Annotated in this window: 11 protein-coding genes and 3 pseudogenes; 8 read left to right on the top strand and 6 right to left on the bottom strand. The window is 65.3% G+C overall.

All coding sequences use genetic code 11. The features are described 5' to 3' along the window. The first annotated feature begins 469 nt into the window (after positions 1-469). The 3 genes and pseudogenes from H5395_RS16820 to H5395_RS16830 all read left to right on the top strand — a co-directional run bounded on the left by H5395_RS16820 (position 470) and on the right by H5395_RS16830 (position 2262). A complete protein-coding gene (locus H5395_RS16820) occupies positions 470-682 on the top strand; it encodes a BrnT family toxin (protein WP_255440774.1) in 213 nt (70 codons plus the stop codon). Continuing rightward, entirely contained in the window at positions 651-929 is a 279-nt protein-coding gene (locus H5395_RS16825; RefSeq protein WP_182793693.1) for a helix-turn-helix domain-containing protein, read from the top strand. The genes H5395_RS16820 and H5395_RS16825 overlap by 32 nt, the downstream gene beginning before the upstream one ends. Before the next feature lie 181 nt (positions 930-1110). Further along, positions 1111-2262: pseudogene (locus H5395_RS16830) on the top strand (IS3 family transposase). A 154-nt stretch (positions 2263-2416) separates the two neighbouring features. On the opposite strand, the gene H5395_RS16835 reads toward H5395_RS16830, so the two are convergent. Further along, on the bottom strand, positions 2417-3826 hold the full coding sequence (locus H5395_RS16835) for an FAD/NAD(P)-binding protein (RefSeq protein WP_182793694.1): 1410 nt from the start codon (positions 3824-3826) through the stop codon (positions 2417-2419). Positions 3827-4225: 399 nt separating this feature from the next. Between H5395_RS16835 and msuE the strand changes: the two genes are divergently transcribed. From msuE to H5395_RS16860, 5 genes are all read left to right on the top strand, one after another. Continuing rightward, positions 4226-4783: an FMN reductase gene (gene msuE / locus H5395_RS16840; RefSeq protein ID WP_182793695.1), complete on the top strand. Its 558-nt coding sequence runs from the start codon at positions 4226-4228 to the stop codon at positions 4781-4783. A 77-nt stretch (positions 4784-4860) separates the two neighbouring features. Continuing rightward, complete coding sequence (locus tag H5395_RS16845; RefSeq protein ID WP_182793696.1) at positions 4861-6213, top strand: LLM class flavin-dependent oxidoreductase; 1353 nt, start codon at positions 4861-4863, stop codon at positions 6211-6213. Between the two features lie 5 nt (positions 6214-6218). Beyond that, complete coding sequence (locus H5395_RS16850; RefSeq protein WP_182793697.1) at positions 6219-7052, top strand: ABC transporter permease; 834 nt, start codon at positions 6219-6221, stop codon at positions 7050-7052. A 27-nt stretch (positions 7053-7079) separates the two neighbouring features. Then, complete coding sequence (locus tag H5395_RS16855; RefSeq protein ID WP_182793698.1) at positions 7080-8057, top strand: ABC transporter substrate-binding protein; 978 nt, start codon at positions 7080-7082, stop codon at positions 8055-8057. Beyond that, complete coding sequence (locus H5395_RS16860) at positions 8057-8827, top strand: ABC transporter ATP-binding protein (protein ID WP_182793699.1); 771 nt, start codon at positions 8057-8059, stop codon at positions 8825-8827. The genes H5395_RS16855 and H5395_RS16860 overlap by 1 nt, the downstream gene beginning before the upstream one ends. 188 nt (positions 8828-9015) lie before the next feature. On the opposite strand, the gene H5395_RS16865 is transcribed toward H5395_RS16860, so the two are convergent. The 5 genes and pseudogenes from H5395_RS16865 to H5395_RS16880 form a co-directional block, all read right to left on the bottom strand. After that, the gene (locus H5395_RS16865; protein WP_182793700.1) at positions 9016-9168 is read right to left on the bottom strand and encodes a hypothetical protein; all 153 of its coding nucleotides are present in this window, start codon (positions 9166-9168) and stop codon (positions 9016-9018) included. A 51-nt stretch (positions 9169-9219) separates the two neighbouring features. After that, positions 9220-9438: pseudogene (locus H5395_RS19610) on the bottom strand (VapC toxin family PIN domain ribonuclease); the annotation flags it as partial. Between the two features lie 27 nt (positions 9439-9465). Next, positions 9466-9609, bottom strand: coding sequence for a hypothetical protein (locus H5395_RS16870; RefSeq protein WP_182793701.1), 144 nt, complete (start codon positions 9607-9609; stop codon positions 9466-9468). Beyond that, entirely contained in the window at positions 9606-9860 is a 255-nt protein-coding gene (locus H5395_RS16875; protein ID WP_182793702.1) for an AbrB/MazE/SpoVT family DNA-binding domain-containing protein, read from the bottom strand. Before H5395_RS16875 ends, H5395_RS16870 begins: the two co-directional genes overlap by 4 nt. Positions 9861-9967: 107 nt before the next feature. Next, positions 9968-10081: pseudogene (locus H5395_RS16880) on the bottom strand (IS5/IS1182 family transposase); the annotation flags it as partial.

The following is a 10081-nucleotide window of genomic DNA, read 5'->3' on the forward strand; positions in this document are numbered from 1 at the left end:
GACGGCCGCCCTGGGGCTTGGGCCGCGGCCTCGGCAGCAACGGCTCCAGCGCCGCCCACAGATCATCGGATACAAGGGGCTTGCTCATGTCCCCTAACGCACGAGAGGCGGTTTTGTTAGGCGCTCTAAGTCCTAGAGTCCCGAGCAGCCGAAATCTTAACACGGCAAAAAGATCCGCCTCCTGTCCTGAGGAACCCTATGGAGTGAACCCCTGAGGCTGGACCACATCGCGCCATCCGAACTAAGCCGCCTTTCGGGCGAACAGGCTTTCGAATTTCTCGGGGGTGCGGTAGCCAAGGGGTTCACTCCAAACCCGGGTCAGTTCCAGGTGGAAATCAACATCCTCGACAACTCACGAGCGAGAAGGGGTTGCCGTACATACGGAAATCCCGTATATTCGTAATCCAAGACGCAGGACAGGTTCGACCCCGCCAACGATGCGGCCAACCGCGAGAAGCACAAGTTACCGCTGGTCTTTGGCGACCAGATTTTTGAGGACGACAACTACCTGATCATTCCTTCCATCCGCGAGATCGACGGCGAGGAGCGGTTCAAGGTGGTCGGGATCGTTGGGGAAAAGCTGTTCACCGGCGTCTTCGTCTGGCGGGGCGAACGGCACCGCTTCATCTCGGTGAGAAGGAGCAACAAGGGTGAAGAAAGGGCATATTGCACTGCCTGCTGACCCGGCCGACGCCGAGGATTTCGACGTGACCGCCGAGGCGCTGGACCGGAGCCAGCGCGCCCGGCTGATCCGCAAGACCAGAACCGGTCTTGGTCTGTCGCAGACCGAGTTCGCCAGCCGCTTCCGCGTTCCAGTCGGCACCTTGCGCGACTGGGAGCAGGCACGGGCGACCGCGCCGGATTTCGCCATCGCCTATGTGCGCGTGATCGCCAAGCATCCGGACATGGTGGCTAAGGCCGTCGCATAGCTTGGCTTGCGGGAGAGTTTGGCTGCTTGCTCTACTCCAGATTGAAAAGGGATCAACCTCGGAGAAGCCGCAGGAGTAGCGTCCACAAGCCAGAAGATCGGCGATGCTGATGCCGGGCTGGCCTGCTGCCGGTTTCGTGGACACGAAGATAAGATCGTGACCAAGGAACGGGAGGCGACAAATAACGAGACGGAAGTTCCGCGGCGAGTTCAAGGTCGAGGCCGTCAGGCTGGTGACCGAGCGCGGCGTAGCGGTGGCGCAAGCCGCCCGTGACCTGGATGTCGCCCAGAGCGTGTGGCGCCGCTGGATGCGGGAGTTGACGGCTGCGCCAGCCGCGGCGTTTCCCGGCAACGGGCAGATGCGGGCAGATGCGCGCTGATCTGGCCGAGATCGCGGCGCTGAAGAAACAGGTCGCCCGGCTCCGGGCGGAGCGTGACATCCTGAAGAAAGCGGCAGCTTTTTCGCGCATGGCGACATGAGGTTCGCCTTCATCGCCAGACACCGTCACATCTGGCCGCTCAGCTGGCTCTGCCAGGTGCTGGAGGTCTCGCGCTCGGGCTTCCATGCCTGGCTCAACCGGCCAGTCAGCGCGCGGGCGAGGCAGGACGCGAAGCTCATCCTGGCGGTCGACAAGAGCTTCAAGGCCAGCGACCGCACCTACGGCGCTCGGCGTGTCTGGCGCGATGTGCTTGAGGACGGGTTGGCCTGCGGCGTGCACCGGATCGAATGGCTGATGCGGCAGGATGCGCTTAAGGCGCGGCCAAAGCGGCGCGGGAAGCCCAAGGACGATGGCGAACGCCCGGTCTCGTCAACAACATCCTCGGCCGCGACTTCGAGGCGGACCGGCCGAACCGGAAGTGGCTGGCCGGTTTCACCTGCATCCGGACCGCGGAAGGCTGGCTCTACGTTGCCGTCGTGCTGGATCTCCTCTCTCGTCGCGCCGTCGGCTGGTCCATGAAGGCCGACCGAGATGCGTCACTGGTCATGGATGCGCTGATGATGGCAGTCTGGCGGCGCGGCAAGGCTGACGCCCTGCTGCACCATTCGGACCAGGGCTCGCAATACGCCAGCGAGCAGTTCCAGCACCTTCTGGCCGACAACGGCATCACTTGCTCGATGAGCCGGGCCGGCAATGTCTGGGACAACGCGCGATCGAGAGCTTCTTCTCGTCGCTGAAAACCGGGCGGACAACCCGCAAGGTCTACTGCACCCGTGATGAGGCCCGTGCCGACGTGTTCGACTGCATCGAGCGCTTCTACAACCCGCGTCGCCGCCACTCGAAACTGGGCTATCTCAGCCCATGGAGTTCGAGGCCCGCGCCATGCGGGCTTGACCTGCTGTCCACGAAACCGACAGCAGGCCGTTCACAGGACAATCCCCCAACAGACTGCAGGTAGACCAAATTAAGGAAGCTGCAGCAGGCAGGATCTACGTCCTGGAGTGATTTTCACGATCAGGCGACCCGCGAGTACGAGCAATGAGAAACTTCACAGCCTCGTTAGCCGGCCGTGCGCGTTGAGTAATGGGTCCATGCATGCCGCCAGCGCAGCGACCTGCTCCCGTATGTCGGGGATGGCGATGATTTCCCAGAAGGCGGCGCGCGACGCCGGGCCAATGGCGAACAGCCCGGCGATCCGATTTCCGTCCTTGTCAAGGACGGTGCAGTCCGGCGCCACATCCAGGCCAATCCGCAGGGGGTCCAGCCGTGCCTGTCCGCGCTGCAGCATCGCCCGTATCAGCGGAGAGCCATCGCGAAGGGGATCGCGGCGAATGCCACGGCAGTCGATGATGCGCGCGGCGGAGACCTCGGCGCATTCCCTGCCGCCGGGCAGCCGCACCTCGGCAATCACGCCGCCGTCGCAGGAACGGGCCGCAACAAAGCCGCCCCGCATCACGCGAAGCTGCCCACGAGCGGTCGCCCGGGCGATCCGTCCCGCTGAGGCAGGGGGCATCCGATGGCGGTGGACGTCCCACCAGGCGGCAGCGTGGCGCAGGAAGCGCGCCCGTTCCTCTGTAGACAGGCCGGTCCACAGTCTGCGGACATGGGGCCGGATCGCATCAATGGCGTCGCGCCAGCTGCCGCCTTGCACCTCGGCTTGACGCGTCAGCTGGCGGGCCCAACGAAACAGCGCGCTCACCGGAGCGCCCAGCGGCACGTCGGCGACGGACAGGGTCAAGGGCACAGCCGGCCCATGTTTCCGCGGCAGCAGCCCACGCCGCGAAACGGCCACGATTTCGCCCCTGTGGCCTCCCGCCAACAGCGACAGCACCTGGTCGATCATCGACAGTCCGGTGCCGACGATGAGCACTCGGCCGTCGGGGTCCGTCTGGGGCGTGGCATCCCAGGCCCCTGTTAGCAGGCCTGAGGGATCCTCTGCCGCGCGGCTGTGCCCTGTCGCAAGGATCACCTCGTCGGCCAGCACGCTTGTCCCACCGTCCAGATTCAGCACGAAGCCCGCATCAGTGCGGCGCAGGCCGAGGCAGGTCTGGCGGATGCAGGCAAGCCGCCCCCCGTCGGGACCCGTCTGCCAGACGCGCAGCAGGTCCGAAAGATAGGCCCCATAGATCGCCCGGCTGACGAAGCGCAGATCGTCCGACGGCTGACCCGGCCGGGCTGCGAGCCAGTTGCGGAAGTGATCCGGGTCGGTCGCGAAGGCGCTCATGTTCTTGACGCGGGTGTTCAGCAGGTGATCGGGATCCTGTGTCGAATAGGCGATGCCGCAGCCCAGCATGTTGCGCCCTTCCAAGAGGGTGACCCGAAACCCGGCACCCTCGCGGGCCAGAAGATGAACCGCCATCAGCACGCCGCTGGCCCCGCCCCCCACGATCACGACATGGCTTGCGCCTGCCGGCACGGGCAGCGGGGACCGCGTGCCGCTATGAGTGAAGACTGTCATGCTGCTTCTCCCTCTCAGAAATCTGCAGGACAGGTTGCGGCGTTCCGACAGGGGCGATTCCATCCAGGTGCGCCTAGGGGGCACCATCTTCTGGTGTGATCGCCCTGACAGGCTGCGCATCCACCTGCTGCATACGCCTTTATATATCTATCAAGTAGATAGAGATTTAGGTTCCAAACTTTCCGTTGGACGGAGAAGGATTTTCTGCACTTTGCCGCGCAGCTGCGAAAAGGGCTTGGATTCCTCCTTTTGCGGACACTTCGATGCAGAGAACGGCATTCTCCGACTTCTGCCCGCCACGACAAACCGCATCTGCATCCCGTACGATCTTTGGAATGGCGCCTGAAGAATGATGCCTCCACATTAGACGACAAGACGAGTCGTTATTAGGAGAGCGCAATGCCCAAGCGTATCGTTGGTTTTTCAGGCAGCCTCAGCAGCCCGTCCCGGACGCGGACGCTGGTTGATCTGGCCGTGGGGCGCACTGCGCGGCGCTTCGGCTGCCTTGCTGCAACATACGAGATCGGTGACCTGCAGCCCTCTCTGGGGCAAGCGCAGGCGGTCGATCAGCTGGACCCCTTGGCCCGGGCGATCCTGAATACGATCCTGACGGCGGATGCGCTGGTCGTGGGCACGCCCGTCTACAAGGGCAGCTTCACCGGCCTCTTCAAGCATCTGATCGACCTCATCGACCCTGCGGCGCTTGCCGGCAAGCCGGTGCTTCTGACCGCGACCGGCGGCGGCGACCGTCACGCGCTGGTGATCGAACATCAGATGCGTCCCCTGTTCGGCTTCTTCGAAGCGGCCAGCCTGCCGACCGGCGTCTATGCGAGCGGCGGCGAGTTCCGCGACGGCCTGCCTGCCTCGGACGCGCTGCTGGCGCGGCTTGACCGCGCCGTCGGGCAGTTCGCGCCATGGCTGTTGCACGCCGAGGGGGCGACCTCCTCGGCCGCCTGATCCCTGCATTCTGACCGGCCCGCATGAACCCGCCTTTCCGGCGGGGCGGCCCTTCTCACCCTGAAAGGATGATCGACATGACCCGCAAGATCCGCCTTGGCGCTTTTCTTCCCGGCGGCGGCCAGCATATCGCCGCCTGGCGCCACCCCGACCAGCCCGCCGACGGCGCGACCAGCTTCGCCTTCCATGCCGAACTGGCGCGCGAGGCCGAGCGGGGGTTGTTCGACGCCTATTTCCTGGCCGATGGCCTGGCCGTCGCCTTTGGGGGCGGCACCGAGGGGGGCAACGCCAAGGTCGCGGGGTTCGAGCCGGTGACGCTGTTTGCGGCGCTGGCGCCCCTGACGACGAACCTCGGGTTCATCGCCACTGCCTCAACCACCTACGAGGAGCCCTACAACACCGCCCGCAAGTTCGCTTCGCTGGACCTGATCTCGGGCGGGCGCGCAGGCTGGAACGTGGTGACGACGACCTCTGACGCGGCGGCGCAGAACTTCAACCTCGACCGCCAGTTGCCGCACGCCGACCGCTACAAACGCGCGGTGGAACATGTCGATGTCGTCCGCACACTGTGGGACAGCTTCGAGGATGACGCCTTCGTCCGCGACAAGGACAGCGGCGTCTTCTACGACACCGGCCGTGTCCATTACACCGACCATGCGGGCGCGCATTTCAAGGTCAAGGGGCCGCTGAACGTCAGCCGCAGCCCGCAGGGGCATCCGGTGATCGTGCAGGCGGGGCAGTCCGAGGACGGACGCGGCCTTGCCGCCGCCACCGCCGAGGTGATCTTCACCGCCCACCAGCGGCTGGGCACCGCGCAGGAGTTCTATCGCGACATCAAAGCCCGGGCCCGTGGATTGGGCCGCGACCCTGGCCACATCCTGATCATGCCCGGCGTCTCGCCTTTCGTCGGCCGAACCGAGGCCGAGGCGTGCGAGAAATACGACCGCCTCACCGGCCTCATCCTTGAGGAAGACGGCATTGCCCTGATCAAGGGTCTGACCGGCGGCGCCCTGGACCTGACGGGTCATGACCTCGACGGGCCGCTGCCGGACCTGGCGCCGACCGAAGGCAATCAGTCGCGGCAGGCGCTGATCCGCCAGATCGCGGACGAGAACGGCTTCACCATCCGCCAGCTTTACCAATGGGTCGCCTCGGCGCGCGGCCATTTCACCGTGGTGGGCACCCCCGCCCAGATCGCCGACACCCTGCAGGAGTGGTTCGAGAGCGAGGGCGCGGACGGCTTCAACATCCTGCCGCCCTGGCTGCCGACCGGGCTGACCGATTTCGTGAACCTGGTGATCCCCGAGTTGCAGCGCCGTGGCCTGTTCCGCACCGAATACGAGGGGCAGACCCTGCGCGAGAACCTCGGGCTGCCCTATCCGGTCAACCGTCACGCCGCCGCCCACGCGGCCGTGCAGGCGGCGGAGTGACGGCCATGGCGCTGCAATCGCTTGACGGCCACTTCGAGGGCAGGTCTTCCCCCGGCGCTGCGATCCGGCGCCGGGCAGGGACCGGGGCGCGGGCCTTCGCCTCGCGCTACGGGCTGCTGGCCGGCTTCGTGCTGCTGTGGCAGGTCTCGGCCACGCAGGGCTGGGTGAACCCGGCCGTGTTCCCGCCGCTAGACGCCATCGCGGCGGCGTTGTGGAAGGGGCTGTCCTCGGGCGCGCTGCTGGACGACATCGCCATCAGCCTGCAGCGATCGGGGCTGGCATTCGGCGCGGCAGTTGCACTGGGCATCCCGCTCGGCCTGTTCATGGGCCGGATTCCGTCGATGGAACGGGCGCTCGACCCGATCCTGCAGCTGTTCCGGCAGACCTCGGCGCTGGCCCTTTACCCGGTGTTCATCCTGCTGATGGGGTTGGGCGAGGCCTCCAAGGTCTTCGTCATCTTCTGGGCGACGCTGTTTCCCATCCTGCTGGCGACCACCGGCGGCGTGAAGCAGGTGGACCGCAAGCTGATCGAGATGGCGCAAACCTTCGGTGCGGGCCCACTGACGGTGTTCCGCCGGGTGGTGCTGCCTGCCTCGGTCCCGGCCATCTTCGTCGGGCTGCGGCTGTCGGCTACCACCGCGCTGCTGCTGCTGATCGCCGCCGAGATGATCGGCGCGAACAAGGGCGTCGGATTCCAGGTGATGAACGCCCAGTACAACTTCCAGATCCCGCTGATGTTCGCGGCCATCTTCCTGCTCGCCGGGCTGGGCCTTGCCGCGAACCTCGTCCTCGTCCTGCTGCAGCGCCGCCTGTGCCGCTGGGCCGACGTCCAACGCTGATCCCCCTTTTTCCCAAGGACCATGACCATGACCATCTCGCTTCGCACCCTTGCCCTGACCACCGCGCTGAGCTTGGCGCTTGCCAGCACCGCGCAGGCCGACGTGACGATCCGCTATCTGGCCAGCCACGGCGGCCTGAGCGCCCATGAGCTGGCAGAGGAACTGGGTTATTTCCAGGGCACAGGCATCACGCTGGACAACGTGGGCTACGCTGGTGGCGGACCGGAATCCCTAATGGCGCTGGCCGGCGGCAGCGTCGAACTGGGCAGCGCCGCCACGGCCGCCGTCCTGAACTCGATCGCAGGCGGCAACGACTTCCTTGCAGCCTATCCGTCGAACGGGATCAACGATCAGGTCCAGTCCATCTTCTATGTGCTGGAGGACAGCCCCGTCCGCAGCATCGAGGACATCGTCGGCAAGACCGTCGCCGTGAACACGCTGGGCGCGCATCTGGATTATACGGTGCGCGAGGCGTTGCACCAGAAAAGGCTGGCGCAGGACGCCGCGAACCTCGTCACCGTGCCGGGGCCGCAACTGGAACAGGTGCTGCGCTCGGGCCAGGTCGATGTGTCGGCCTTCGGCTACTGGCAGACCACCTTCGAGGGCGTGGCGCGCCAGAACGGCGGGTTGCGCGCGGTCTTCGACGACACCGACGTCCTGGGCGAGATCGCGGGCGGCTTCATCGTCCTGCGCCGCGACTGGGCCGATGACCATCCCGCCGAGGCCAGGGCCTTCGTCGAGGCGTCTGCCCGCGCGCTGGATTACGCTCGCGAGAACCCCGATGAAACGCGCGCTATCTTCGCCCGTGTCCTGGAAGACCGCGGCGAGAACCCGCAGGTTGCACAGTTCTTCAAGGGCTACGGCGTGCGTCAAGGCGGTCTTGCCGTCGAACGCGACCTGCAGTTCTGGATCGACGTGCTGGAACGCGAAGGTCGGCTGGAGCATGGCAAGCTGAAGGCCGCCGACATCCTGTTCACGCCGGCCAAGACCGTGGCGGCGAACTGATGGGCGCGCAGCAGATCGTCCGCGGCGGAGAGGTCACGATCCGTGACCTATCCAAGTCCTTCACGCTGAACCGCGCCTCGCTGTCGGTCTTGCAAAGCCTCAGTCTCAACATCCGCGCAGGCGAAAGCCTGGCCATCGTCGGCCCGTCCGGCTGCGGCAAGACCACGCTGCTGCGGGTTCTGGCGGGGCTCGAGGCGCCAGATCGAGGCGAAGTGCTGATCGACGGCCGCCGGGTGCAGGGCGTCGGCACCGAGCGGGCGATCATCTTCCAGGAACCGCGGCTGCTGCCTTGGCTGACCGTGCTGGGCAATGTCTCGTTCGCGCTCGAGACGCGGGGCATTCCCGCGCCCCAGGCTCAGGTCCGCGCCCGCCACCAGATCCGCCTGGTCGGCCTTGCCGAGTTCGAGACCGCGTATCCTCGGCAACTCTCCGGCGGCATGGCGCAGCGGGTTGGGATCGCCCGTGCCTTGGCGGTGGACCCCGAAATCCTGTTGCTGGACGAACCATTCGGCGCGCTGGACGCGATGACCCGGATTACCATGCAGGATGAGCTCGCCCGCCTCTGGCGCGAGCGGCAGGTGACGCTGATCCTTGTCACCCACGACCTGGAGGAAGCGATCTTCCTGGCCGACCGGGTCCTGATCATGCCCCGGGAAAAGGCGGCCGCACCGCGCGTGATCGACATCGCTCTGCCGCACCCGCGCGACCGCGCCGAAGCGCGCTTCGTCGCAATGCGACGCCTCCTGATGGCCGAATTCGGACTGCACTGACGGCAACGAGGCAGCGCGAAATCCCCGCTCCGTCGTGCGGGGATTTCTTCATGAAAGCGGCGTTCCTCTGGTCTGGAGCGACCCTGACCCGCTTGCCGCGTGGGCGTGTCGACCGGATAGCCGGGCGTGGCTTTCAGCCGCTCCAGCACGAACAGGGATGGAACAGGACTTGACCGTCACCATCACGGTCAGCCGCTTGTAGAACGCGTCGAACCAGGCACGCCCAGCGGTTCCTGGAACATATCCTGCTTGATCTCGTGACGTCGGTCTTCCAGGTTCACGGCATCAACGCCGGCGGGCAGGCCGTTCTGAAGCGGCGCTCCTCCGCCCTTGAGCTTCACCGGGGCGCATCGTTCACTTGATGACGTGTTCATGCAGACAAGAGCGCGCAATCACCGGAGGCTGTGGACGGTAACTCCGATCTCGTCGGCGATCTCGGTCCAGACCTGATCTGCAGTGAGGGCCGGGACAGCAAGATGCTTCGCCAAGGCCAGGCAGCAGCGATCGCCCAGAGACAAGCCCGCACGGCGCGTGACAGAAGCCATGAGAGCGGCGGTGGTTGCCACTTCGTCACCAAGAGGCTCAAGCGGGAAAGGAAGCCGGTCTCTGAGCGCGTGTACCTGCGCCTCGCCTGCTCCTCAGGGCACATAGCGGGTCGCGACCTCGGAGAAGTTGACGGTGCTCATCCGGGCCCCGGACAGGATTGCCTCCAGCACCTTGCCGTGACCCGGCTCATTCAGGAGATAGGCCATGAGCGCAGAGGCGTCCAGAACAACGGTCACGATTGTTCCTCACGCTCTGCTTCCTCCCGCCGCTCGGCCAAAAACAGATCAACGGACTCGTTCGTGTTGGCGAACAGATCGGCAGCTTCGGCCTGAAGGGCTGCCATGACATCACGGACCGGCCGGACCCGAATTTCTCCATCCTCGACCCAGACCGAGACTTGGCCTCCACGCTCCAATCCTACCAGATTGCGAATTTGCATCGGAATATTGAGACGGCCAGTTTCTGCTATTCTGAGCACAGAAGCCATCAAAGACTACTCCTTCGCACCTTCCCTTGAAAAATCAAAGATACAGAAAGCCTTTTTGTCCAGATTGTAGATTTTGACATGACGTGGAATATGGACAGATCAGTAGGTCATGTTGACAAATGGCGGAGCCAGAGGCGGATGGAGGTAACGTCGATGAATGCCAGGTAGCTTTCGGCGGTTTTGTCGTAGCGGGTGGCGACGCGGCGGGCGTTCTTCAGCTT

The organism is Paracoccus sp. MC1854 (assembly GCF_014164635.1).
Classification (GTDB): Bacteria; Pseudomonadota; Alphaproteobacteria; order Rhodobacterales; family Rhodobacteraceae; genus Paracoccus.

What these genes read in the sequence shown, in the direction of transcription:
- H5395_RS16835 (WP_182793694.1), bottom strand. Translation starts at nt 3,826, where the DNA reads ATGACAGTCTTCACTCATAGCGGCACGCGGTCCCCGCTGCCCGTGCCG.
- msuE (WP_182793695.1), top strand. Translation starts at nt 4,226, where the DNA reads ATGCCCAAGCGTATCGTTGGTTTTTCAGGCAGCCTCAGCAGCCCGTCC.
- H5395_RS16845 (WP_182793696.1), top strand. Translation starts at nt 4,861, where the DNA reads ATGACCCGCAAGATCCGCCTTGGCGCTTTTCTTCCCGGCGGCGGCCAG.
- H5395_RS16850 (WP_182793697.1), top strand. Translation starts at nt 6,219, where the DNA reads ATGGCGCTGCAATCGCTTGACGGCCACTTCGAGGGCAGGTCTTCCCCC.
- H5395_RS16855 (WP_182793698.1), top strand. Translation starts at nt 7,080, where the DNA reads ATGACCATCTCGCTTCGCACCCTTGCCCTGACCACCGCGCTGAGCTTG.
- H5395_RS16860 (WP_182793699.1), top strand. Translation starts at nt 8,057, where the DNA reads ATGGGCGCGCAGCAGATCGTCCGCGGCGGAGAGGTCACGATCCGTGAC.
- H5395_RS16875 (WP_182793702.1), bottom strand. Translation starts at nt 9,860, where the DNA reads ATGGCTTCTGTGCTCAGAATAGCAGAAACTGGCCGTCTCAATATTCCG.